We start from the raw sequence: 24,951 nt of genomic DNA on the forward strand, positions 1-24,951 counted from the left end.
GCAAGTACAGAAGAAGTAGAGAGGGCGGGACGCCTAGTGACTGGGACCCTAACCGTGGGCGTGGACATCGGTGGCACGAACCTGCGCGCCGCCGTAGTAGACGCGGACGGGCAGATCCTGGACATCGAGAAACTACCCACGCCCTCTAACGTGTACGCGCTGGAGACCGCTTTGGTGCACGCCATCAACTGCCTACAGCGCCGCAACGAAGGTATTGTGGCGGTTGGTCTGGCCGTGGCGGGGTTCATTAACTCCCAGCGCGATACCGTGCGCTTCGCCCCGCACCTGCCGTGGCGCAACGCACAGGTGACCGAGCGCCTGAGTGCCAAGTTGGGGCTGCCGGTGGAGCTGGAGCACGACGCAAACTCGGCAGCGTTGGGGGAGTACTACCTGGGAGCCGCACAGAACGCGGGGACTTGGGTTCTGTTCGCGCTGGGTACTGGCATCGGTGGCGCCGTGATGGTGAATGGGGAGATCTACCGCGGAGCCTTCGGCACCGCCCCGGAGTTTGGGCACCTGACTGTAATGCCGGGCGGACGGGCGTGCCCCTGTGGCAAGCAGGGCTGTCTGGAGCGCTACTGCTCCGGCTCGGCGCTGGCGCTGACGGCGCAGGACCTGATTGCAACCGGTCGCTACCCGGATTCGGCCATCACCCGCGAGTTTGCGCAGCACCCGGAGGAGATCTCCGGCCGGACGATCGTGCGCCTAGCTAGGGAGGGCGATCCACTGGCCCGCGCGGCCATTGAGGACATGGGCCTGTGGCTGGGGCGTGGGCTGTCGCTGGTGCAGGACGTGTTTGATCCGGAGTTGATTGTGATAGGCGGGGGAGTTAGCTCCGACGCGGATCTGTTCTTGGACCAAGCGGAATCCATGATGAACTACAGCATCGTCGGCGCTGGCCACCGCCCGGTGGCAGAAGTGAAGACCGCGCAGTTGGGCGGCGATGCCGGTATGATCGGCGTGGCGCTGCTGGCACGCAAGCATCTTGAGCGTGGCGCTGAATAAGGAAGCCATCGAGGGACGGTAGGTTTTAGAACATGCAGAACAAGGCGTATTGGTTTTTCAAGTACATCCTCATCGGCCCGTGGCTGCGCGTATATAACCGCCCCTTCACCAAAGGGCTGGAGAAGCTGCCGAAGGAGGGGGCTGGCATCCTGGCCTCCAACCACTTGGCAGTGATGGACTCGTTCTACCTGCCATTGGTATCCAAGCGCCAGCTGACCTTCCTGGCTAAGAAGGAGTACTTCACCACCCCGGGGCTGGTCGGTGGTATCCAGAAGTTCTTCTTCAGCTCCGTCGGCCAGGTGCCGATCGACCGCGAAGATAAGGATTCTCAGAATGCCGCCCTGGGCACCGCTTTGAAGGTCCTTGAACGCGGGGATCTGCTGGGCATGTACCCGGAAGGTACTCGCTCCCCGGATGGGCGCCTGTACCGTGGCAAGACTGGCCTGGCGCGCATCGCTCTGAAATCCGGCCAGAAGGTATACCCGGTGGCCATGATCAATACGCACAAGGCCAACCCGATCGGCACCTGGATCCCGCGTCCTGCCCGCTGCGGTGTGTACGTTGGTGACCCGATCGACCCGAATGACTTCCGCGATGCGGGCGATGACTATGCGCAGGCCAGAGCTCTAACCGACGCGATCATGGAAGCTCTCCACGAGCTGTCCGGCCAGGAGTATGTAAAGGACTTCTACGCCGCTGACGTGAAGAAATCGCTCGAGGCCGGCGAAGGCTATCCGCCGGGCTCTGAGCCGCGCAGCTAGTTATTCGCCAGCTATTCAGCAGCGCTTTCACCGGGCGCTTGCGCTCAACGATAGTTTGACTTCACCAGTGTGAACCTGATTCTGTTATAAGAATTATGGCGAAGAAACAGAGAGTCGAATGGGCTGACGTGGCCAAAGGCCTGTCCATCATCGGCGTGTGCATCATGCACGTCGTCACGGGGGTTCCCGGTGGTCAGGACACGGGGCTTGGCCTCTTCTCCAGTTTCCTCGACCCGCTGCGGATGCCGCTGTTCTTCCTAGTTTCTGGGCTCTTCGCACACCGAATTGTGGAACGTTCCTTCGCGGACCTGTGGTACCGCCGCCTGTGGTTCCTCTTGGTGCCCTACTTGGTCTTCAACCCGTTCCACGCGCTGACGCGCATGCAGATCGACGGCAACATCTCTTGGCTTGGTCTGGTCAAGGCCATGGTGCTGGGCAATGTGGGGCTCTGGTTCCTGTACGCCTTGATGCTCTACAACATCTTCGCTTGGACGCTCCGCAAGCAGCCGCCGTGGCTGGCAATTCTGGTTTCCTGTATCCCGCTAGTCGTCGGAGCCTTCCTCGGGGGTGGTGAGGATATCTTCTTCCGCCACGTGCTGACCTACGCGCCGATGTTCTTTATCGGACTGCACTGCCGTGACTTGTTCTTCCGCCTAGCCCGCGAAGCCTTCCGCCCAGGGGTGGTCATTGGCAGCGCGGTGCTGTTCTTTGGTTCCGAATACGTGATACGCACCCTGTCTAAGACTCTCTTTAGCGATTGGACGCCTACTGTTGCGGCTATCACCCTGGGCACGGACCTGGTGCGCTCTCTGGCTGCTGTGCCGTTTGCCATCGTCGTTTCCGTCTGGATCTGCGCGATCCCGTACGTAAACCGTGTGTTCTTGTTCGTGGGGCGTAACACCTTGCAGGTTTACGTCTTCCACCCTTTGGGCCTGTACCTTCTGGGCGGGATTGCCGGGTCCTTGGCCACGGCACACCCGGAAACGCTCTCCTTCCTGGGCACCATGGCAGGTCAGCTGTGGTGGGGCATCGGCGCCTGCGTGGTGGCCTCCGCAGTCGGGTATGCGATCGGCAAGACGCCTTACCTTGGCTGGGTACTGTTCCCACCGGCGCTGCGGCGTCCACAAGAAAAGCAACAACAATCCCGTAACAGTGCCCCCGCTCGCGGCGAGCGAGCCCCTTCGGCCTAGAGCGGAACAAAGGGATCTAGACTGGACAATCGTGCGCTACTTCTACGACACGGAATTCATCGAAGACGGCTCCACGATCGACCTAATCTCCATCGGCGTGGTTGCCGAGGACGGCCGCGAGTTCTACGCGGTCTCTACCGAATTCAACGAGCACCGGGCAGGGCAGTGGGTGAAGAAGAACGTGCTGCCGTTGCTGCCTCCGCGCTCAGACAAGGCGTGGATGGATCGCGCGACGCTGCGCACCAAGCTGCACGAGTTCTTGGTTCCTGAGCGTGCCACCCGAGGACGCACTAAGCCCAACGACCGGCCCGAGCTGTGGGCTTGGGTGGGAGCCTACGACCACGTGGCCTTAGCGCAACTGTGGGGCGACATGACGGGCCTGCCCTCCGACTTGCCGCGCTTTACCCACGAACTCAAGCAGTTGTGGGAGATGGCCGGGCGACCGCGCTTGCCCGAAAGCCCGAGCAACGCGCACGACGCTTTGGCCGATGCTCGCTTCAACGTGGTGAAGTACCGCCTGTCCATGGAAGCCTTGCAGCGCTAATCGATACCCCTGGGTTCAGCGAAGCTGAAAGAGGCCTAAATGGCAATAAAAGGGGCTGGATAAAGTATGATCTGCCTATGGCTTGGACTATTGATGCACCACTAGACGAACTCCCCGATCTGCCGCCGCTGCCCGCGGACATGGCCGAAAAGCTAGAAGACGCGCTGTCCCGCGACGCGAAGCAGCAGCCCAGCTGGGATCCGGACCACGCGAGCCGCGTGCGCAAGATTCTGGAGTCTGTGCCGCCGATTGTCGTGGCACCGGAAGTTAAGAAGCTGAAGAAGCAGCTGGCCGACGTGGCCCTGGGCAAGGCATTCCTACTGCAGGGCGGCGACTGTGCCGAAACCTTCGAGACGAACACCGAGCCGCACCTACGTGGCAACGTAAAAACCCTGCTGCAGATGGCTGTCGTGCTGACCTACGGCGCCTCCACCCCTGTGGTGAAGATGGGGCGCATCGCCGGCCAGTATGCGAAGCCGCGCTCCGCGGACCGCGACTCCAATGGCCTGCTGAACTACCGTGGCGACCTGGTGAACGGCGTGGAGGCCACCGAAGAGGCCCGCGCCCACGATCCGTCCCGCATGGTGCGCGCCTACGCTAACTCCTCCGCTGCGATGAACCTGGTCCGCGCGCTGACCAACTCCGGCACCGCTGATCTGTACAAGCTGCACGAGTGGAACCGCGAGTTCGTGACGAACTCCCCGGCGGGCGCCCGCTACGAGGCCCTGGCCACCGAGATCGACCGTGGCCTGGAGTTCATGTCCGCCTGCGGTGTGACTTCCGAGACCCTGCGTTCCGCAGACATTTTCGCCTCCCACGAGGCGCTGGTGCTGGATTACGAGCGCGCAATGCTGCGTCTGGCCCACGACGAAGAGGGCAATGACGCGCTGTACAACCTCTCCGCACACCAGGTGTGGATCGGCGAGCGCACCCGTGGCCTGGACGACGCGCACATTCGCTTCGCCTCGCTAATCGCCAACCCGGTAGGCGTGAAGATCGGCCCGACGACCACCCCGGAAGAGGCCGTCGGCTACGTCCGTCAGCTGGACCCGAACAACACCCCGGGTCGCCTGACGCTGATCACCCGCATGGGCTACGACAAGATCCGCACGGCTCTACCACCCATCGTCGAAGCAGTGGAGGCCACCGGCCATAAGGTCATCTGGCAGTGCGACCCGATGCACGGCAACACCTACACCTCCAACAACGGATACAAGACCCGCGACTTCGACCGCATCATCGACGAAGTTCAGGGTTTCTTCGAGGTGCACCGCAAGATCGGCTCGCACCCGGGCGGCATCCACGTGGAGCTGACTGGCGAGGACGTCACCGAGGTAGTCGGCGGCGGCCAGTCCATCACGGACCTGGACCTGCCGGAGCGCTACGCAACCACCGTCGACCCGCGCCTCAACACCCAGCAGTCGCTGGAGCTGGCGTTCTTGGTTGCGGAGATGCTTCGCAACTAAAGCACCTATCGCTCGGGCGCTAGCGCCTAGATCGTGGTCAGCGTGACCACGGCGCCTCGGTGGCTACGAACGCTGGGGCCGGGGGATTGACCCAGAACCAAGCCGTTGGGATCCCCCTTAATCTCCACTTCGAAGCCTGCGTCCTCCAGCTTCTGCCGCGCTCTCTGCGCCGTGAGCCCCAGGACCCAGGGCACGCGCTGGGATGTGGATTCGCGGATCTCCACGTCCGTATTCTTCGACGGGTCCACTCGTTCACCCGCGCCAGGTGATTGCTCCGCCACGTCGCCGGAATCTTCGGAAGAGTCCTCCACAGGGGCTCCATCGACCGGGTTGAGGCCAGCCTCCCGCAGGGTCTTACGGGCGTCATCAATAGAAAGCCCCTTAACATCCGGCACCTCAATCGCGTTTGAGAGCACCAGGGTCACCTCCGTATCGGACTCGACCTCCTCACCCTCCTTCGGGTCGGTGCGGATTGCCTGACCGGCGGGGATGTCCTTGTTAAACTCCTCAGTTTCTTCGGCGACCTGCAACCCGGCCTTTTCCAAGGTCTTCTTCGCCCGTTCGCGCTCCTGACCCTTTACACCAGGCACTGTGACGGGGCGCTTGCCCTTGCTCATGCGCACTTCGACGGTGGAGCCGGTGTTCACTTCAGTTCCGGCGGCGGGCTGAACTTCGGCTACGTGGCCTTTGGCGACCTCGTCGGAGTAGACGTCATCGCCCTTCTTGACCTTCAGCGTGCGGTCAGTGAGCTTGCTTGTGTAGTACTGCAGGCTCGAGTTAGCCCCTGGGTCCGGCACTGTCGGTTTGCCCAGGGAGAGCAGCACAGCGACCTCGGAACCCCGCACTGCCTTCTGACCCTTGGCAGGGTCGGTACCCATGACGGTGTTCTTCTCCGCCTGGTTGTCGTAGCGCTCGTCCAGCGTGGAACTGAACCCGGCCTCCTCGACTGTGGCCTGTGCCGTGGCCTTATCCATGCCGATGACAGTCGGGATCTCGCCGTAGCGGCCCGTGGTGAACCACCATCCGCCCAGAGCCATGCCAATAACCAGCGCGATGAGGATGACGATCCAGAAGACCGTCGCAATCGGGGACTTATTGCTAAGCTTCGGCGCCTGTCGTGCCGGCGCCTGCTGGTGCGGCCTCGGGCTGTGCGGTGGGTAGGGCGCGTGTGGCGCCTGGTGCTGCGTGCGCGTCTGGTTGGCGTAAGGAGCGTGAGGCGTGTGTGGCTGCGGCTTCTCGTGTGGGGGCCCAGCCAGCCCTGCCTGCCCTTCTGGCTGATAGCGGGTGACGGCGGTGTGGTGCGTTTCCGGCCGGGGCTGACCCTCCCTGGGGAGGACAACTGCGCGGGTGGACATGGATTCGTCATCCCACGGCGTGCGTTCGCCGAAGTCGGTTCCGGCCAGCGCGGTGCGCACCGCGGAGTTAGTGGGGGCGGGCACCTGGAACTCGGGGACGTCCAGGATTTCGGCGGTCTGCTCCACGGCTTCCAGGAACTCGGCGCCGTCTTCGAAGCGCTGAGTTGGGTTTCGGTGGCAGGCGCGCAGAACCAGCTCGTCGATCTCCGGCGGAATGTCGGGCATTAGCGTGCTGGGGGCGGGGACGGGGCGGTTGATGCGTGCCATTGCCGTTTCGATCGGCGTGCCGCCCTTGAAAGGTGTGCGTCCGGTGAGCAGTTCGAATAGCAGGATGCCGGCGGAGTACACGTCGCTGGCTTGAGTCAGATTCTCGCCCCGGACCTGTTCCGGGGAAAGGTAGCCGACAGTACCGATGACCTGCCCGTTAACGGAGGTAGTGGCGTTTGTGGCGTCGCTCATCACGTTGTTGATGGCGCGCACCAGTCCGAAGTCGGCGAGCTTGACCTGGTGGTGGTCGCTGATCAGCACGTTGTCCGGTTTGATGTCTCGGTGGATCATGCCCTTGGCATGAGCGATGGACAGTGCGGTGAGCACCGGCTTCATCACTGCGATGGCGGCGTGGGGCGGCATGGGGCCGCGTTCTTTCAACAGCTCGCGGAGTGATCCGCCTTCTACCAGCTCCATCACCAGGAAGACGTAGTCGTCGTCCACACCCTGGTCGAAGACGTTTACCAGTGATGGGTCGCTTAGCTTCGCCACCGCACGGGCCTCGCGTTCGAAGCGGGTGCGGAAAGCAGGTTCGCGGGCGAGCGCCGGATCCATTACCTTGACCGCTACCTCGCGGTCCAGGCGCGTATCGATGGCTGCATAGACTGTGGACATGCCACCGCGGGCGATCTGGGCGCCAATGCGGTAGCGCAACTCCAGCAGGTCTCCGGGGTATAGCTCGCTCACGTCTAGTTTCAGCCTCGTTTTCTGAAGGTCTTCCGATGGTTCTTTCGAGCGATGGGCTGGGGCTACGAAAGGTGCCCTTGTGCTCGACCGTGTTCAGTGTTACGCAATTATTCTAGTGGTACTCGAGTCATTATACGTTTAGCCTGGTGCGCGCCCTACTCGTTTCTTATTGACTCTTATTGACGCCCACGCGCTACAGTGGCGACCGTGAGTAAAGAAAACAAGCACGCAGAAGATCACGGCACCTCCACGCGTTCTGGCGCACGTTCTGGCGAGAAAGGGCAGGGGCGCGTTCTCGCGGAGCCGGTTAACGGCGTTCCCACTGGTGAAGAGGTCTTGACCCTCCCAGAAGTCGCAGAGCGAATGAACTTGGTGGTAACCAGGGTCATGGACATGTTGGGCAAGAAGCAGCTGCTGGCAGTTGAGCTTGACCGAGCGCGGCACGTGCCTGCCCGGTTCCTGGACGAGGACGGGCAGCTAAACCGTTTTGTTCCCGGAGCGATTGCGCTGCTGAGCGACGGCGGCTACTCGGACGCAGAGATCCTGGATTACCTCTTTACCGAGGATGACTCTCTGCCGGGGCGCCCGGTTGATGCCCTGCACGGGCACCTTGCCCGCGAAGTGATGCGCCGCGCGCAGGCGATGGCAATTCTATAGTCCACTGAGACTGCTGCGAGCTCTGCTGAGTCTGTTGGGCCTGCTGCTGTCGGCGGGGCGGGAAGTCTAGGCAGGCCTGGACCAGCCAGGCGAAGATCGCTGCGAAGGCGAGCACCCACCACAGGGCGTAAAGACGGTTGTTGCCACCGCCGTCGAACATGAAGGTGACCCACATGCAGAACACGCTGGTGAGGTAGATAACCATGCGTGATTGGCTGGCCAGCACCACCAGCGCCAGGGGCGCGGTGTAGTACCACGGCAGCGTCACCGTGTTGAGAACACAGGTGATTGCGTAAGCGACGGCCATGCCGGTAAACGCCGTGCGCTCGTCGTGGCGGAACAGCCACCAGGTGGCAACCAGGCCGAGGAGCATCAGGGCGCTACTGACAGGGCGGATCGCATCCACCAGCACGTTGAAAGTCAGGTCGTCGTTGATGCGCGACAGCACTGGTTCCAATGAGGAGGCGATAAAGGACGGCAGAGCCAGGGGGTTGATGACCTTGGAGTTTCCGGTGACCTCTGTGACCCAGCCCCAAGTCTGGTTTGTCAGGACGGTCACTAGCGCCAGCACTCCGACACATGCGAGCACGCTGACTAGCCCCGCCCACACCAGCGTGCCGAAGCGGCGCCACGTATCGGCAAGATGGAGCCACCGAGACTTGCCCGCGGCGTAGGGGAGCGGGCCGGCCACACGGGCAACCAGAATCCACACAACGAAGGGCAAGGCGATAAACGCTGTCGCCTTTAGTGCAGTTGCGACCCCAATCAGCGCCGATGCGGCCAGACCGCCACGGACCGGCTGCAGTTTCACCGCGCACAGGCAGCCGAGAAGCACCAGCGCCATCATCATGTTCTCGGTGTGCATGCCGCCCACCAGGTGCAGCACGCTCAGCGGGTTGAACACGCCCAGCCACACGGCCACTTCAGGGCGGACACCCAGATGCGTAGCGAGTTTTGCCACCGCCCAGGCCATCACCAGCACAGATGCGATGGAGAGCAGCTTAAAAGCGAGGGTGCCGGCGGTGATGTTATCGCCGGTGACGGAGGTGATGGCCTGCCCCACACCCATGTGCAGTGGGCCATAGGGCGTGGTTGTATTGCGCCAGTCGGCGCTGACCTCAAACAGCAAAGGGCCGGGGTTGGCCGCCGCGCCTACCTCATAGGCGTTGAAACCATCTCGGGCCAGGGTGCCTTGCATGAGGTATGAGTAAATGTCCCGCGACATCAGCGGGCCGGCCAAAACCAATGGGCCGATCCAGGAAGCTATGGCGGAGCGGTGCAGCGGCTTACCGTGCACCAGGATGTGTCGCCCGACGATGATCCAGCTGAGCACCATAGCCCCCAGGGCAAACCACATCACAACCGTCATCATTCCCGCCGCGTGGCCGAAGGTGAAGGAGCTCAGACCGATGACCTGCATGATGCCGCCGCGCGAACGCACCGCACCGACGCTGTGGGAAGTGATCGTCAAAACGATGCTGCCGATCAGCCCCAGCCAGACTGCACGGCGGTAGCTCACTGATCGCAGCCAGGAACGAGCCTTGTCTGCAAAGCGCTCCGCAGCCGCCGTCACAACACACCACCGCCGGTGATGCGGCGGGCAGCCAACGCTCCGGAGAGGATGACGGTAGGGACACCCACGCCTGGCGTGGTCGAGGAACCGGCGAGCACCAGGTTGTCCACACCGAACGCGCGGGCATTTCGAGGCCGGAACGGGCCAGTCTGGGTGAAAGAGTGTGCCAACGCGAACGGGGTGCCCGCGCCGAAACCGTGGTCGGCCTGCCAAGAAGCAGGGGTATCCACCCGGGCGGTGCGGAAGTGCTCAGCAATACCTGTGTAGCCGCGGGCCTCCAGCACCTCCACAAGTTCCTGGACGTACGGGTCCGTGACGTTCTCCCAGTCGATATCTGCCGAACGGAGGTTCGGGGCAGGGGCGAGGATGCTCAACGGTTCAAAGGCGCTGGCCGGAGGAGACACAGCGTCACCCTCAAGTACACCGCCGAAGGTGCGGTCAGCAACAGTGCGCGCCGGGCGAGTAAGCAGCAACGATGGGTCACTCATCAGCCTGCCGCGACCGTGCGGGGCGGTGATCTCGCGGAAGGTTTCGTCCCATGCCTCCCCGAAGCTGATGGTGTGGTGGCGCTGCGACTCCCAGCGGCGGGAAACGTCCGTCGGAATGCTGCCGTGGATCACCACCGCCGAGGGGGACCAACGCAGTGGAGCGACCTTGCGCCACACGCGGCGGGCGAAGGAGCGGGAAACCAGCCCGCTTTCCCGGCCGGAACGGGTGAGCAGCTCGCCTACCACCGGCAGATCCGGGGTGGCCACGACCGCATCGCACTCAATGTACTCGCCGGAACGGGTGCGCACGCCCGTGATGAGGTCCTCCGAGAAGTCCACGTGCTCGACCGCATCCGAAGTGATGATGCGCCCGCCGGCGGCCCGTAGTGCTGCGGCCATGACCTCCGGCACCTCGCTCATGGAAAAGCCCGGGTAGAACACTCCCATAGAGGTATCCATGTGTGAAATAACGGTGTAGACTGCGCGCGCGTTCTTTGGTGCTACACCTGCGTAGAGCGCCTGGAAGGTAAACAACCGCTGGAGTTCTGCGTCGGGGATGTGCCGTGCTGTGGTCTTGCCGAGGCTGCCGAACGCACCGAGGGAGCCGAGGTGGCCAAGGTCGGACGCCGCAGCGGGAGTAGACAGTAGATCCAGCGCACCGTCAAAGTCGGCCGCCAGGAAGTTTTCGAAGCTGGCGCTGAAAACCCTTTGCGACCACTCGCGATGGGTCAGATAGCCGGCGGCCAGCTCGTCCGTGGCTGCGCGATCCAAGTCCTTGGAATCTGCGAAGCGGCGGATCTCCGCCACCATTGCATCGCGGTCGGCGAAAACCTCTGCATGGCGGCCGCTGGCGAATTGCGCGTGATAAGCCGGGCTTAAGCGCCGGGGAGCCCAGGGGCGTTCTAGCCCCAGCTGTTTGGTGGCGGCCTCGGATCGTAGGTCGATGCCCACGGAAGCCACGGCTGATTCGACGAGGCCAGGCATCGTCAGTACAGTGGCGCCGGTATCGGCTACAAAGTCTCCGTGTGCGCTGGTCAGGTGCTCGCTTCGGCAGCGACCGCCCACGGCGTTGTCTGCTTCAATGACGGTGACCTCGCGCCCTGCGGAACGCAGCCGCAGGGCAGCGGAGAGCCCGGCGAGCCCGGCGCCGATCACGACAACGCGTTCGCCGTTGCCGGGCAGGCGCTTACGCAACGTGGGACGCGTCATAGGCACCAAGGGGCTAGGCAGGCTCAGGTGACGGCGACCGTCGGCAGAGCGGGTGGATAGCTTCATTTAAAACCTCCGGTGCGTTAGTTTTTCCGCCAGCTGGGTGAGCTCCGCAGTGATGTCGGCGCCCAGGCCACCCGCTTGTAGGGACTCGATAGCCCGCTGCGTGCGCGCCTCGATCAGCTTCTCCACTTTGGCTTGCGCTCCCGTGTCGTAGATGATGTCGCGGAGGCGCTCGATATCCGCCTCCGTAGAATCTTCGCCCTTGCCCAGGCCTGCGCGTAGAGCGGCGACTTGGGGCTCGCCGCCGCTTCGCAGAGCTTCGTTGATCAGCGTGGTGCGTTTGCCGGTGCGCAGATCATCGCCGGAGGGCTTGCCGGTAACTTCCGGATCGCCGAAAACCCCCAATTGATCGTCGCGCAGTTGGAAGGCCTCGCCGATGTCCTGACCCACATTACGGAGCATGCTTTGGGTTTGCTCGTTTGCGCCAGCCAGTGCGGCGCCTATGTGCAGCGGGCGGGCGACTGTGTAGGAGGCGGTCTTGTACTTGATTACGGCGAAGGAGTCAGCGACGTCCTCGCTACCGTTGGCCTCCAGGGCAATATCCAGAATCTGGCCCGCGATGACCTCGGTACGCATTGCCCGCCATGCCGGACGTGCACGCTGCAGCGCGGTGGCGCTGAGGCCGGAGCCGTTGTATAGGTCATCTGCCCAGGCAAACGCGAGGTCGCCGATGAGGATGGCCTGGCTGACCCCGTAGTGCTCGGAGGAGCCCAGCCAGCCGCGTTCGCGGTGCTTAGATTCGAAAGTTCGGTGAGCGGTGGAGAATCCGCGCCGGGTATCGGAACGGTCGATGATGTCGTCGTGGATGAGGGCACATGCCTGAATAAACTCGAAGGCGCTCAGCGCATTCAGTATGGCGCCTTGATTGAAATCTGCGGAGGAGGACGACGTGGCGTCACCTCCCTTTCCACAAAGAGCATCCGGCGACCCGCCGCCGCCCTCGATCGCTGCGCGGATGCCGGCCCAGGCGAAGGTAGGGCGCACACGCTTGCCGCCGTTGACTATGAAGTCACTCAGCACCGTGATGGCGCCGCCGACGAGGGAACCGATGGGGGAGAACTCCTCCTGGGAACGGCTCAGGTATTCCTTTAGTTGGGCATCGACGGCGGACGGAACGGCGGACAGCGGGGAATCGAGGCGCCAGGGGAGCGCGGCCAGCTCATCGGTACTCATGGCTCTCTATTCTAAGGGCTCGCGCGACAAGTGCGAACAACGGTAGCGCTGGGGTGACGCCACCGTGGCGGGCGGGTGATAGAAGGGGACTCACGGACGGGCTACGGGGGTGATTGCGCGCACGGAAATTACCGAAAATTATCCAATATCTTGAAATGGACAGCTCTGTCTATATGATCCTTGGGTATGGCTAGTATCCGCAGGCAGGTTGCCGTATCCCAGTCCCTTTCGCTCAACACTCCGGGGCGCGTTCCGTTCTCTGTAGAGTTCATGCCGCCGCGCGACGACGCGGCCGAAGAGCGCCTGTGGAACGCTGCCGAGGCTTTCCACGACCTCGGCGTAAGCTTCGCCTCCGTGACCTATGGTGCCGGCGGTAGCACCCGCGAACGTACCCTGCGCGTTGCAGAGCGCCTGGGCACCAAGCCGCTAACAACCCTGGTGCACATGACGTTGGTGCAGCACACCCAGGAAGAGCTGCAGGATATGCTGCGCACCTATGCCTCGCTGGGGCTCACCAACCTACTGGCACTACGCGGCGACCCGCCGGGGGATCCGAACGCCGAATGGGTACCCACCCCGGGTGGTTTGAGCTACGCCAGCGAGCTGATCGAATTGATCCGCGAAATGCCCGAGTGTGCCGACTTTGATATCGGCATCGCCAGCTTCCCCGAAGGCCACTACCGCACGGGTTCTTTGGAGCAAGACACGGAATACACCCTGGCCAAGCTCCGCGCCGGGGCGCAGTACTCGATCACGCAAATGTTCTTTGACGTGGACCACTACCTGCGGCTGCGCGATCGCCTGGCGAAGGCGGATCCGGAGCATGGCCAGAAGCCGATCATCCCGGGGCTGATGCCGATTACCTCGCTGCGGAGCGTGCGCCGCCAGATGGAGCTGGCGGGCGCCGCGCTGCCCCCGAAGTTGGAAAAACGTCTGCTGGATGCCGCAGCTGGAGACGAGGTAGCCAACCGCGATGCAATCCGCGAGGTTGGCATTGAGGTGACGACCGAGATGGCCGAGCGTCTCATCGCTGAAGGTGTTCCGGACCTGCACTTTATGACTATGAACAATGTGCGCGCCACCCAGGAGGTCCTGCATAACCTGGGCATGGCTCCGGCCTGGGGGCCGGGGCTGGGCCACGACATGGTGCGCTAGGGCCACGACATGGTGCGCTAGGGTGCGAAATGGGAGTGTTAGGAGCGCGTGCGCTGGAGGATTCCGAAAGGCCTGGGATCTGCCGGGAACTTAAAATTCCGCAGAACATCGGTGAACCCAGCCTTGCGATAAAGCTGCCAGGCAGCGTTGGCTTCGCCTTCCACCTCGGGTGTTGAAAGCATCACTGTGTTCTGTGGGGTGCGCTCTAGCAGGTCGTTGAGGATGGAGGTGCCGACGCCCTCACCCTGCGCCGCTGGGAGTACATGTATTTCGGATAATTCGGCGTAGGCATGCAAAATCCGAGTGGCTTCCGTCCGGGAGTTTCCGTTGAGTACTAGGCCACGGGCGACTTGGCGATACCACCAGGTGTTGGGGGAGCCGCGGAAAGTAAAGCCGATGCCTACGCAACGCTGCCGAGGGCTACTTGGGTCCGGTTGTTCCTCCGCGCGATGGAGAAGTGCCATGCTGCAGGTGAAGTCCGGCTGGGACCCGTTGTAGATCCACAGCGACTTGCGCTGGGCGTGCGTCTCCTTTGGGTAGTCCATGGCTGCCAGGTGAATATCGATGAGCTCGTCGAGTCGGGATATGAAGTGGCGGTTGGTGGCGGAGACCACGGACACGCGTAAGGGGGAACCTGTGGCGGGAATTGTGTGGGGGGCGTCTTGAGGCATGTCCTGAGGCATGGGTTCAATAGTGCCCTGCCGTTGTTTTGGATGAAAGAAAATGGCGCGAAAAGTATGGAATGGAACATGTGTTCTATTTTATGTTTGACGTGACGGGGTTGTCTGAGCAGTTTCCTACTGTATGGGGCATCGATTAAGGCGGTAAGCCTGGAAGAAAAGAAGGGGACGAGATGATGTCGGCGCAACCGAAGCAGCTGGGGCCACGAGCTCGCTACAGTCGCAGCCGCGGGGCGAGGGGTTTTCTGGATGAGGCAGAGCGCCAGCTGGAACTGTCACGCGCGGAATTGCGCGAGCCGGAAGCGATCGTCTACGCCTACCGGGCCGCCCTAAGGGCAGCGGGTGCGTTGATCGAATGGGAAATGGCTACGCGTAAACGTCGACCTTCCGGCAGTGCGTGGGCGAAGCTACGGGTATTACGACCGGACTTGGAAAACTGGGTAGAAACCTTTGAGGTTCACGCGCGAGTTGCCAGTCGGGCGGGGTTGGGGCTCAACCGGGGTCTGCCTGAAAATGCGCGGGGCGCGGTCTACCGTGATGCTTGCGACTTGGTGGACCTGGCCCGTGACGTGGTGGAGTACCTGCCGGAGGTGGCGTAGGCGGAGAAGAATCGTTGTCCTAAAAGTGCTGGTTGATGTAGGGTGGACGGGTGAGAAGTGGGCTGGACGCGCACGGGCTGGAAACTTTTTTCGCGCCCTAGGCGTTGTTGAAAGTAGCCGCAAAGATTTGGGAGGTCGCGATGGCTCTATCGGAGCAAGAGCAGAGGATGCTCGCGGAGATCGAACGGGCGTTAATCGCCGAGGATCCGCGCTTGGCAAAGCAGGCTTCCAACAATGGTGCGCAGACGATCAGCTTCAATATTCGATCGATTGCGCTCATCGTCCTTGGTTTGACCGTGATGGTTGGTGGTATTGCTGCCGCGCAGCTGTCGCTATGGTTTGTGGGGCTGAGCGTACTCGGATTCCTAATTATGTTTGGCGGAGGTCTATTGGCATTCAGGTCCAACGATGACCCGGAGACAGCAGCCATTAAGCGCTCCAAGTCCCCCAAGCGCAGCAAGGCGAGTGCGACAAAAGGGGCAAATTCCGGCCGCTCGGGTGGAATCGGCGACAAGATGGAAGATAACTTCCGCCGCCGCTTCGAGCGTTAGGGCAAGCGCTTAGGCTGTAAAGAACAGCTAGAAACCACCGTCCTCCAATTGTGGAGGGCGGTGGTTTTGTTGTTGCCGGCCAAAAATGCCGCAGAAGGCGGAGGGGAATCTTTTTGCCCCACTTCACCCCACCTTGGTCCCCATTGGTCTTTGTGGGCGAGAGCGAAAAGGTGGTTTCAGGTATCCGTTGCGGAGTATTTGGATGTCTTACCTGGGGAAATGTCTCGGCTAGCTCAGGTAGGTGGGGTGGGAGAAGGTGGCGTCACGAAGGGAAAGAGTGATTGGTGGCGTGCGAAACGGTGAGAGCAAAAGGGGTAAAGTGCAGCTTTAGCGTTGTTGATGTGAAGAATATTGAGAAAAGGTGCGCGAAAGTACCTCGTGTTGTGGAGTTTGTGGGGGAGAGTGGGGTAAAGTGGGGCTCGTTGGAACAAAGCTGTGCCAACGACTCCAAACTTCATAGCGAAACCACTGGTCAGGGCTAGTAACAGTCCGCTACCTACGGCAAAAACGGCGATAGAAAGCAAGAGATCTTCCAACGGAAAGGGGCCGATGCATGTTTTTCGGCACCTTCACGCCGAAGCTTGACGACAAGGGTCGGTTGACCCTGCCTGCAAAGTTTCGGGAAGAGCTCGGTGAAGGCCTGATGGTCGTGAAGGGGCAGGACCGCAGCCTGGCTGTGTATCCCAAGGCAGAGTTTCTGGTGCGGGCGAAGAAGGCGGCTGAAGCCTCGCGCACAAACCCGAAAGCTCGCGCCTTTGTGCGCAACCTGGCGGCTAGTGCCGACGAGCAGAATCTCGATTCGCAGGGGCGTATCTCCGTCTCGGCGATGCACCGGGATTACGCAGGGCTGACGAAGGAGTGCGTGGTTATCGGCAACGTCGATTTCATCGAAATCTGGGATGCCGAGAGCTGGGCTGACTACAGCGCTGAGCATGAAGAGGATTTCTCGGACGGCGACGATGAAGTGCTGGCGACATTCCTGTAGGACCTTTAGACCCTGGAGGCCTTAGCGCCTGGCCGATTAGGACAAATTAATAGTGAAAACGGAGTGTGCGCAGGCCCTTACCTGCGTGGACGACGCGGAATCTTGACGTACTTCCCCAATGTCAAGCCCGCACCCACGCAGGTGAGGCCCTGTACGCACTCCTTTAGCTTTTGAGTCACATAAGTATTTATGTGGCACATGAATTGTTTGGAGCCCCAGAAAAGGCTTGTGAACAGGGTCGAAGATAAAACGCAGTGAAGGAAGGAGGGAACATCGATGAGCGAAGAACACGGCCACATCCCAGTCATGCGCGACCGCATGGTCGAACTCGTAGGTCTGGGTGTGAACAGCGAGAACGCGCCCGCCCGCCCTGTCATCGTCGACGGCACCCTCGGCGCCGGCGGACACAGCGAGGCTTTTCTTGACGCCTTTCCTCACGCAATTGTCGTCGGCCTGGACCGCGACCCCAATGCGCTGGCAGAAGCTAATGCGCGTCTGGCACGCTTCGGGGACCGCTTTGTGTCTTATCAAACCCGTTTCGACGGAGTAACCGAGGCGCTGGAGGACCTGATGGAACAGGGCAAGCTTCCAGCCAGCGTGCGGGAACACGGTATCTCCGGGTTCCTGTTCGACCTCGGCGTGTCCTCCATGCAGCTGGATCAGCCGGAACGTGGCTTCGCCTATGCGGTAGACGCTCCGTTGGACATGCGCATGGATCCCAGCAGTCCGCTGACCGCCGCCGAGATCCTGAACACCTACAGTCACGGCGAGATCGCGCGCATTTTGAAGACCTACGGCGATGAACGCTTCGCCGGAAAGATTGCCTCCGCAGTTGTCCGCGAGCGTGAAAAGCAGCCCTTCGAGAACTCAGCGCGTTTGGTGGAGCTGTTGTACGCAACCATTCCGGCGGCATCGCGCCGCACCGGCGGACACCCAGCGAAGCGAACCTTTCAGGCGCTGCGCGTCGAGGTGAACGCTGAACTCGAATCGCTGGAGAACCTCATTCCGGAGATTTCCCGCTGGCTACATGTTGGTGCCGTGGGAGTGTTTATGAGCTACCAGTCGCTGGAAGACAAGATCGTCAAGAAGGCGTTGGTGCAGCTCAGTACCTCGAAAACTCCGCCGGGGCTACCGATGGAGCTGCCCGGAATGGAGGCCGAGTTCGAGCTCAGAACCAGTGGGGCAGAAAAGGCCAGCGAGGCGGAGATTGAACAAAACTCCCGGGCAGCCCCTGTGCGGGTGAGGGCCTACAGCAGGGTTAGTGACAGAGGAAAAACGATATTTCCGCTGGACACGCCCAGTTAGCTAAGCAAAACCCCTAAATGCCACTGATAGAAACAGACCCGAACCTACCGAAACTTCGGAAGGAATCACATGACAGCACCAGGCACCATCCGCACCCGAGGCCAGCGCACCGACCGCGATCGCACCACCGTAGCCGGTCGCAGCGTTGCCGACCGCTCACGCGCCAAGGCTCGCCCGGCACGCTCTAGTCAGCGCACCGCAGAGCCTGTCCGCCGCGGAAGTGCCTGGGATACCGACAGCACCACGCGTGTCGGCCGAAGCCGCACCAACGCGGGTGCGCGCACCAGTGCTCGCACAAGCACTGTGGGGCGCAGCGCTCGCCGCCTTGGAGGTAGCCGAGTAGGGTCGCGCCAGCAGGTATCGGTTCGCGGACGGCGAATCATTGCCCTGGAGCGCGGAAATCCGCAGCTAACCCGCCGCATCGCGCTGGCACTTACCGTGTTCATCCTCGGAGTGGTTTCCGTCATGGCGCTTTCTGCCGCAACCACCAAGCAGTCCTTCCAGATCGCCGACGCTCAGTCTCGCAGCACCACCCTGGATAACGAGATTGAAAGTTTGAACCGGGACGTTGCAAACGCAAAGTCCTCTGCCAACATCGCCAAGGAAGCCAGCGAGATGGGAATGGTTACCCCGAAGCAGTCCGGCATTCTGGAGGATCGCGACGGAAAGGTTAAGGAAACCCGCCCGGCCGACGCTGAGGGTGGCAAGGAGGTCGTGGACGTCAACGGTAATGCCAAGCGCCGCGGAGCTACCAGTGATCCGAACGAGACCAGCCGTGTAGAGGGGTTGCACCCGAACAACCCGATTGTCGCTGGCGATAGTGCCCCGGATGTTAGCGCCAGTGCCCCGGGTAACACCTCGCAGAGCAACGGCGGCCTGCCGTACTCCGGCAATTCGGCAGGCCAGGCACCGGCTGCTGCTCCAGCTCCGGCTCCGGCGGCACCGGCACCTGCTCCCGCTCCAGCGCCCGCAGCGGAAGCCCCGGCCCCGGCGGCACGCTAGATCTCTGGACAGCCAATCGAAAACTTCAGACACGCCGGGGCCAACCCCGGCTTGTTTTCGTAATTGCGAGGACAATAACCAAGAGTGAATAGAAAGGAGGGCAACCACGTGTCTACCCCTAACGACCGCCGCTCCCCGCGGACGGTTGAATCCAACTCGTGGTTGATCCTGGATACCTCCTTCGCGCGTTTCAGTAAGCGCGTCCGCCTTGTATTCCTGGTCGTCTTCTTGACGGTCCTCGCTTTGCTGTTGCGCCTGGTCTGGGTTCAGCTGGTGGCTAGCCCGTCGTTGTCTACTCAAGCTCAGATGCAGCGCACTTCCGTGATTACCGAACCAGCCCTGCGCGGCGGCATCACCGACCGTAACGGTCAGGTGTTGGCCTACACAATGGATGCACGGAGCCTGTCGGTGCATCCAAAGAAGCTTGAGGAGTTCATGCAAGAGCGTCATGAACTAGATCCCGAAGGTGTGCCCGAGCCCAAGCGGCGCATCGAAGACATCGCCAAGCGTCTGCCCGAGATGATCAATAAAGAAGGCGACGATATCGAGGAAGACGATATCCGCAAGAAGCTGACCAGCGACAAAGACTATGAGGTGCTGGTGCGCAACGTCGACCCGGACGTAGCGGAGAAGGTCGCTGAGGAATTCCCCGAGATTACCGCTGAGCGCCAGGATCTGCGTCAATACCCCAACGGCGCGGTGGCGCAGAACATGATCGGCAAGATCAGTACCGATAACCAGGGACAATTCGGCCTGGAGCTTTCCCAGGATGCGCGCCTGCAGGGCATCAACGGTTCCCGCACCGTGGATGTTGCCGGCGATGGCTACCTGATCCCGGGCTCCACCCGCGACGTGCACCCAGCCGTCAATGGTGATTCCTACGAGCTGACCATCGACCTGGACGCGCAGACGTATGTGCAGCAGGCGCTGCAGCAGGCGCGGGAGAAGTCGGGCGCAAAGTCCGCCTCGGCCGTCGTGCTGGATTCGAAGACTGGCGAGATCATCGCCATGGGCTCCAGTGATTCGATCGACCCTAACGGGGACATTGAAAAGCAGCTGAAGCGCAAGAAGGTCTTTGGCGACCGCGCAACGGCCGATTCCTTTGAACCCGGCTCCGTGGCCAAGATCATGACCGCCGCCGCGGCTATCCAGGAAGGCAAAACCACCCCGGATGAGGTTTTGAAGGTTCCCGGCAGCATCGATATGTCCGGCGTGACCGTTAAGGATGCGTGGGAGCATGGTGAGGTTCCGTACACCACCACGGGCGTTTTTGGTAAGTCCTCGAACGTTGGCACCCTGATGCTCGCGCAGCGCGTGGGCGAGGACAAGATGTACGACTACTTCCGCAAGTTCGGCGTGGGTCAAGCCGCGGGCGTGGGCCTGCCCTATGAGGTATCCGGCTACATGCCAGAGCTAAGCCAGTGGTCTGGCGGCACCTTCGCGAACCTGCCGATCGGTCAGGGTATGTCCATGAGTTTGCTGCAGATGACCAGCATTTACCAGGCGCTGGCCAATGATGGCGTGCGCGTGGAGCCCAGGTTGATCAACAAGATCACCAGCTCCGACGGAGCGGAGCTGGCCGCCGACCCAGCGAAAGAGACTCGTGTGGTTTCCCCGGAGACAGCCCGCACAACCGTGGACATGTTCCGCGCAGTCACGCAGAAGGATGAGACAGGTGTGCAGCAGGGCAGTGGTGCACCGGCTGCGATCGACGGCTACCAGGTTTCCGGCAAGACGGGTACAGCCCAGCAGGTCGATCCGGATACCGGAGCTTATTCTAACTCCGCCTACTGGATTAACTTCGCTGGCATTGCGCCCGCCGACAAGCCCCGCTTCGTCGTGGGCATCATGCTGGACAATCCCCAGCGTGGAACTGACGGGGGCGCGGGTGGCAGTGCTGCACCTTTGTTCCACGACATCATGGCGTGGATGCTCGACCACTACAATGTGCCGCTGTCTGAGAAGGCAGGGCCAAAGCTGATGCTGGAGGCAAATCAATGACATCGTTGAAGCAGCTCGCTGAAATCTGCGGAGGCACCCTCACTGGGCCTTGGGAAGGCGTTGAGGTGACCTCCGCCGCGATTGGTTCTCAAGATGTGGAGCAGGGTGGTTTGTTCTGCGCCGTTCCCGGACAGAAGGTCCACGGCGCGACCTTCGCCGCGGATAGCAAAGCCGCCGCTGTTCTGACCGATGCCGCAGGCCAGCGCATTATTGATGACGCCCCCACGCCGCTACCGTGCATCGTTGTCGACAACGTTCGCAAGTGGATGGGGCCGGTAGCTGCAGAGGTTTATGGCCACCCGGCGCGTCAGTTGAAGACCATCGGGATTACCGGTACGTCGGGCAAGACCACCACCAGCTACTTGGTGGAAAAGGCTCTTCTGGAATCCGGACTGCGGGTGGGCCTGATCGGCACCACGGGTACACGCATCAACGGCCAGCCCATCCCTACCTCACTGACTACTCCCGAGGCACCCACGCTGCAGGCCTTGCTGGCACGAATGGTGGCCGAGGGAGTCACGCACCTCGTGATGGAGGTTTCCAGCCACGCATTGCAGCTAGGCCGCGTGCACGGCGTGCACTTTGACGTGGTGGCGTTTACGAACCTGAGCCAGGATCACCTGGATTTCCATCCGACGATGGAGGACTACTTCCAGGCGAAAGCGCTGCTGTTCGAACGCGCGGAGGATGGTGGTGTTCCGGGCACCGCTGTGGTCTGTTGTGAGGACGAGTGGGGCGAGCGCATGCGCGCCATCGCCGCGAAGTACTCGTCGACCGTGGCGCTGTACCCCCAGGGCGGCAACCACGAGGCCGAAACCGGCAGCCCCGTGTGGTCTATTGCTTCCGCCGAGGTGGCTCCCAACGGCCGCCAGCACATTCGCCTGTCTATCGCGGGCGGCTCCGAACCGCGAGAGTTGGATTACAGCATCGGCATGGCGGGTTCCTTTAACCAGGCCAACAGCCTGGTGGCTCTGGCCTGCATCGAGGCAGTCACTGGAGAACCGCTGTCTAGCGATAGCACAGCCGTACAGGCTCTGGCGGACGTGCAGGTTCCCGGCCGGATGCAGCTGGTCGAGGAAGGCCAAGACTTCCTGGCCATGGTTGACTATGCGCACAAGCCGGGCGCGGTGCAGGCCGTGCTGGGCAGCTTGCACGACTATCTGCCGGATCCGGCAGCCCGCATTGGCATCGTCCTCGGAGCCGGTGGAAACCGCGATCACGACAAGCGCGCGATCATGGGCCGTATCGCCGCGGAGTTGGCGGATGCGGTGTTCGTCACGGATGACAATCCCCGGGATGAGGAACCTTCCGTGATTAGGGAGGCTATTTACGCCGGGGCGCGAGAGGGCGTCCAAAAGAAGGAACAAGAACAATCAACCAACGCCGAGACCGTGTGCGAGATCGTGCCCGACCGTGCGGAGGCCATCGCCGCAGCCGTAACCTGGGCACGGCCCGGCGATGCGGTGGTCGTCGCCGGTAAGGGGCATGAAAAGGGGCAACTTGTGGCAGGAAAGATGCATCCCTTCGACGATGTGGAGGAGTTGGCGACGGCTTTGAAGAACCGGGTACGGCAAGAGCGTGAGGCAGATAATGGTGAAGGTAGGTAGCAGCGATGATTGAGTTAACGACACAGAAGATCGCCGAGGTAACCGGCAGCACGCTGATTAACGACGTGGATCCGCAGGCCGTAGTGACCGGCCCGGTGGAGTTCGACTCGCGCAAGATCACACCGGGCGCGATCTTCATGGCTCTGCCAGGTGCACGTGCCGACGGCCACGACTTCGCCGATGCAGCTCTGAACAGCGGCGCCGCGCTGCTGATCGTTGGCCGCCCGGTGGAGCAGCCCGCCCTATTGGCCGCTCCGGTGGAGATCAACGAACAAACCTCCAATGCCACCGCATTCGAGTTCGACGCGGAAGGTCACGGCGCAGCAGTGCTGGCGGCGATCGATAAGCTCGCGCGCTATAACACCGACGTGCTGGCAGCCGAGGAGGGCATGGTCGTCGTCGGCGTGACCGGCTCTGCGGGCAAGACCTCCACGAAGGATCTGATTGGCGCGGTGCTGCGCGAGGCAGGGGAGACCGTCGCTCCGCCCGGCAGTTTCAACAACGAGATCGGCCTGCCTTACACAGCCCTGCGTGCGGGCCGCGACACGCGCTTCCTCGTTAGCGAGATGTCCGCCCGTGGCGTAGGCCACATCCAGCACTTGACGACCGTTACCCCGCCGCGAGTGGGTGTGGTGCTGAACGTCGGCAGTGCCCACCTGGGCGAGTTCGGCTCCCGCCAGGCCATCGCGCAGGCGAAGGGTGAGCTGGTGGAGGCTCTGCCGGCTGCCGCCGATGGGGGCCTGGCCGTGCTGAACGCAGACGACGACAAGGTTGCGGCGATGGATAAGCGCACCGCCGCGCGCGTTGTGCGTTTTTCCACGGAAGGCGCGACGGGGGCAGCGGGCGTGCCGGCGGATTACTATGCGACCGACATCGAGCTCGACGCTGTAGCCCGCGCCAGCTTTATGCTGCACCACCCAGTAGGGGAGCCGGTGCGTGTGGAACTTTCAGTATTCGGCGCCCACCAGGTCTCGAACGCGCTCGCCGCCGCGGCGGTTGGTATCGAGATGGGTATTGACGCCGCCACGGTCGCATCCCTGCTGAGCTCTCACGTCGCCGCTAGCGTGAATCGCATGGATGTGCGCACCCGCGAATCTGACGGAGTGACCATCATCAACGATTCTTATAACGCCAACCCCGAATCCATGCGCGCGGGAATCGACGCGCTGGCTTACACCGCCAAAGGCCGTCGCGATGCGGCGAGCTGGGCCGTGCTGGGGCAGATGGGTGAGTTGGGCGAGGACGCTAGCGACGAGCACGCCGAGCTCGGCCACGTGCTGGCGCAACGACGCATCGACCACGCGGTGATCGTGGGCAACGGGGTGAATCAGCGTGCGCTGGCCAACGCTGCTCGAGAGAGCGGTGTGGAAACCCAAGTCGTCGAAAACATCGACGGCGCGGTGAACTACCTAGATATGAGTTTGAATCCGCAGGATGTAGTGCTGATCAAGGCATCGTATTCGGACGGACTATGGGCAGTGGCTGAAGGACTGCTCATCGGTGAGGATCAAGGAGCTTAAAAATCCCATGTTGCAAATCTTTATCGCAGGTGCGGTTGCTTTCCTTGTGTCCGTATTCCTGACCCCGGTGCTGATTCGGTGGTTCTCCGCCGAGGGATTGGGCCAGGAGATCCGCGAGGAAGGCCCGAAGTCGCACTTTAAAAAGCGCGGCACCCCGACCATGGGCGGGATCGCCGTTTTGGCGGGCATCGTTTTCGGCTACCTGATTGCCGTGCTGGTGGGACTAGTAACCACCGGCGCCGGGCCGGGCGTAAGCGGCTGGTTGGTGCTGGGGCTGACCTTGGCCCTTGGCGGTCTGGGCTTTGCCGATGACTACATCAAATTGGTCAAGGGCCGGAACCTGGGCTTGAACGCAAAGGCGAAGCTTGTAGGCCAGCTGGTTACCGCGATCGTCTTTGGCCTGCTCATCCTGCAGTTCCCGAACGCGCATGGTCTCACCCCGGGGTCCACACATCTGTCGTTTGTCCGCGATATTGCGACGTTCGACATCGCCATCGGGCCGGCAATCGTGGGCATGATTCTGTTCCTGATCTTCATCTACCTGGTGATCTCCGCCTGGTCGAACGCAGTGAACCTGACCGACGGGTTGGATGGCCTGGCAAGTGGCGTGACCGCGATCGTGATGGGCACCTACGTGCTGATTACCTTCTGGCAGTTCCGTAACTCCTGCGCCGTCAGCGCACAGGCCGCATGCTATGCGGTACGTGACCCGTTGGACCTGTCGATGCTCGCCTCCGCTGGCCTGGGTGCCTGCCTGGGCTTCCTATGGTGGAATGCAGCTCCCGCGAAGATCTTCATGGGTGATACTGGATCTCTGGCCCTTGGTGGCCTGGTGGCAGGCTTGTCCGTCACGACCCAGACTGAGCTGCTGATGATTCTGGTCGGCATCATCTTTGTCATCGAGGCTGCATCCGTGGTGATTCAGGTGGTCTCCTTCAAGGCCACCGGCAAGCGTGTCTTCCGCATGGCGCCGATCCACCACCACTTTGAAAACAAGGGATGGGCGGAGACGACCGTCGTCATCCGCTTTTGGCTGCTCGCCGCGCTGGCGGCGATGTCCGGCTTCGCGATCTTCTACGCGGAGTGGCTCAACGGCGCCAGCTTCTAG

At 62.0% G+C, this 24,951-nt stretch carries 21 protein-coding genes; 16 read left to right on the forward strand and 5 right to left on the reverse strand.

Annotated features, from left to right (window positions below; translation table 11 throughout):
• The first annotated feature begins 36 nt into the window (after positions 1-36).
• The 5 genes from CJEIK_RS03865 (at position 37) to CJEIK_RS03885 (ending at position 4,966) form a co-directional block, all read left to right on the forward strand.
• Positions 37-1,005: an ROK family protein gene (locus tag CJEIK_RS03865; protein WP_005296007.1), complete on the forward strand. Its 969-nt coding sequence runs from the start codon at positions 37-39 to the stop codon at positions 1,003-1,005.
• Positions 1,006-1,037: 32 nt separating this feature from the next.
• A complete protein-coding gene (locus CJEIK_RS03870; RefSeq protein ID WP_005296004.1) occupies positions 1,038-1,766 on the forward strand; it encodes a lysophospholipid acyltransferase family protein in 729 nt (242 codons plus the stop codon).
• A 95-nt stretch (positions 1,767-1,861) separates the two neighbouring features.
• Positions 1,862-2,956: an acyltransferase family protein gene (locus CJEIK_RS03875; RefSeq protein WP_005295999.1), complete on the forward strand. Its 1,095-nt coding sequence runs from the start codon at positions 1,862-1,864 to the stop codon at positions 2,954-2,956.
• Between the two features lie 31 nt (positions 2,957-2,987).
• The gene (locus CJEIK_RS03880; RefSeq protein ID WP_011273347.1) at positions 2,988-3,500 is read left to right on the forward strand and encodes a polyadenylate-specific 3'-exoribonuclease AS; all 513 of its coding nucleotides are present in this window, start codon (positions 2,988-2,990) and stop codon (positions 3,498-3,500) included.
• Positions 3,501-3,577: 77 nt separating this feature from the next.
• The gene (locus CJEIK_RS03885; RefSeq protein WP_005295992.1) at positions 3,578-4,966 is read left to right on the forward strand and encodes a class II 3-deoxy-7-phosphoheptulonate synthase; all 1,389 of its coding nucleotides are present in this window, start codon (positions 3,578-3,580) and stop codon (positions 4,964-4,966) included.
• 26 nt (positions 4,967-4,992) lie between these two features.
• Here the strand turns inward: CJEIK_RS03885 and pknB are convergent, their stop codons facing one another.
• Positions 4,993-7,275 (reverse strand): Stk1 family PASTA domain-containing Ser/Thr kinase, encoded by a 2,283-nt coding sequence (gene pknB, locus CJEIK_RS03890; protein WP_005295990.1) that lies wholly within the window; start codon positions 7,273-7,275, stop codon positions 4,993-4,995.
• A gap of 207 nt (positions 7,276-7,482) precedes the next feature.
• Here pknB and CJEIK_RS03895 point away from each other — a divergent pair, with 207 nt between their 5' ends.
• Positions 7,483-7,932, forward strand: a complete 450-nt coding sequence (locus tag CJEIK_RS03895) for an Rv2175c family DNA-binding protein (protein WP_337955985.1) — start codon at positions 7,483-7,485, stop codon at positions 7,930-7,932.
• Here the strand turns inward: CJEIK_RS03895 and CJEIK_RS03900 are convergent.
• The 3 genes from CJEIK_RS03900 to CJEIK_RS03910 are packed head-to-tail and all read right to left on the reverse strand — an operon-like array spanning position 7,832 to position 12,438.
• Positions 7,832-9,505, reverse strand: a complete 1,674-nt coding sequence (locus tag CJEIK_RS03900; RefSeq protein WP_005295989.1) for an alpha-(1->6)-mannopyranosyltransferase A — start codon at positions 9,503-9,505, stop codon at positions 7,832-7,834. The two genes, CJEIK_RS03895 and CJEIK_RS03900, sit on opposite strands and share 101 nt — an antisense overlap.
• Complete coding sequence (crtI, locus tag CJEIK_RS03905; RefSeq protein ID WP_005295987.1) at positions 9,502-11,268, reverse strand: phytoene desaturase family protein; 1,767 nt, start codon at positions 11,266-11,268, stop codon at positions 9,502-9,504. Before crtI ends, CJEIK_RS03900 begins: the two co-directional genes overlap by 4 nt.
• Complete coding sequence (locus CJEIK_RS03910) at positions 11,269-12,438, reverse strand: polyprenyl synthetase family protein (RefSeq protein WP_005295985.1); 1,170 nt, start codon at positions 12,436-12,438, stop codon at positions 11,269-11,271. It lies immediately after the preceding gene.
• Positions 12,439-12,624: 186 nt separating this feature from the next.
• Between CJEIK_RS03910 and metF the strand changes: the two genes are divergently transcribed.
• On the forward strand, positions 12,625-13,593 hold the full coding sequence (gene metF, locus CJEIK_RS03915) for a methylenetetrahydrofolate reductase [NAD(P)H] (protein ID WP_005295981.1): 969 nt from the start codon (positions 12,625-12,627) through the stop codon (positions 13,591-13,593).
• Positions 13,594-13,631: 38 nt separating this feature from the next.
• On the opposite strand, the gene CJEIK_RS03920 is transcribed toward metF, so the two are convergent.
• Positions 13,632-14,276, reverse strand: a complete 645-nt coding sequence (locus tag CJEIK_RS03920; RefSeq protein WP_005295978.1) for a GNAT family N-acetyltransferase — start codon at positions 14,274-14,276, stop codon at positions 13,632-13,634.
• Positions 14,277-14,446: 170 nt separating this feature from the next.
• Here CJEIK_RS03920 and CJEIK_RS03925 point away from each other — a divergent pair, with 170 nt between their 5' ends.
• The 9 genes from CJEIK_RS03925 (at position 14,447) to mraY (ending at position 24,951) form a co-directional block, all read left to right on the forward strand.
• Positions 14,447-14,872, forward strand: coding sequence for an SAV_6107 family HEPN domain-containing protein (locus CJEIK_RS03925; RefSeq protein ID WP_005295975.1), 426 nt, complete (start codon positions 14,447-14,449; stop codon positions 14,870-14,872).
• Positions 14,873-15,012: 140 nt separating this feature from the next.
• Entirely contained in the window at positions 15,013-15,423 is a 411-nt protein-coding gene (locus tag CJEIK_RS03930; RefSeq protein ID WP_034965184.1) for a DUF3040 domain-containing protein, read from the forward strand.
• Positions 15,424-15,976: 553 nt separating this feature from the next.
• Positions 15,977-16,408, forward strand: coding sequence for a division/cell wall cluster transcriptional repressor MraZ (gene mraZ / locus CJEIK_RS03935; RefSeq protein ID WP_005295971.1), 432 nt, complete (start codon positions 15,977-15,979; stop codon positions 16,406-16,408).
• Positions 16,409-16,684: 276 nt separating this feature from the next.
• Positions 16,685-17,713 (forward strand): 16S rRNA (cytosine(1402)-N(4))-methyltransferase RsmH, encoded by a 1,029-nt coding sequence (rsmH, locus tag CJEIK_RS03940; protein WP_005295969.1) that lies wholly within the window; start codon positions 16,685-16,687, stop codon positions 17,711-17,713.
• Between the two features lie 69 nt (positions 17,714-17,782).
• Positions 17,783-18,715: a cell division protein FtsL gene (gene ftsL / locus CJEIK_RS03945; protein ID WP_050760838.1), complete on the forward strand. Its 933-nt coding sequence runs from the start codon at positions 17,783-17,785 to the stop codon at positions 18,713-18,715.
• A gap of 108 nt (positions 18,716-18,823) precedes the next feature.
• On the forward strand, positions 18,824-20,716 hold the full coding sequence (locus CJEIK_RS03950) for a peptidoglycan D,D-transpeptidase FtsI family protein (protein WP_034965182.1): 1,893 nt from the start codon (positions 18,824-18,826) through the stop codon (positions 20,714-20,716).
• Positions 20,713-22,323, forward strand: coding sequence for a UDP-N-acetylmuramoyl-L-alanyl-D-glutamate--2,6-diaminopimelate ligase (locus CJEIK_RS03955; RefSeq protein ID WP_005295963.1), 1,611 nt, complete (start codon positions 20,713-20,715; stop codon positions 22,321-22,323). Before CJEIK_RS03950 ends, CJEIK_RS03955 begins: the two co-directional genes overlap by 4 nt.
• 5 nt (positions 22,324-22,328) lie before the next feature.
• A complete protein-coding gene (locus CJEIK_RS03960; protein ID WP_005295961.1) occupies positions 22,329-23,843 on the forward strand; it encodes a UDP-N-acetylmuramoyl-tripeptide--D-alanyl-D-alanine ligase in 1,515 nt (504 codons plus the stop codon).
• Between the two features lie 7 nt (positions 23,844-23,850).
• Positions 23,851-24,951, forward strand: a complete 1,101-nt coding sequence (mraY, locus tag CJEIK_RS03965; RefSeq protein WP_005295958.1) for a phospho-N-acetylmuramoyl-pentapeptide-transferase — start codon at positions 23,851-23,853, stop codon at positions 24,949-24,951.

This window comes from Corynebacterium jeikeium (assembly GCF_028609885.1).
Lineage (GTDB): Bacteria > Actinomycetota > Actinomycetes > Mycobacteriales > Mycobacteriaceae > Corynebacterium > Corynebacterium jeikeium.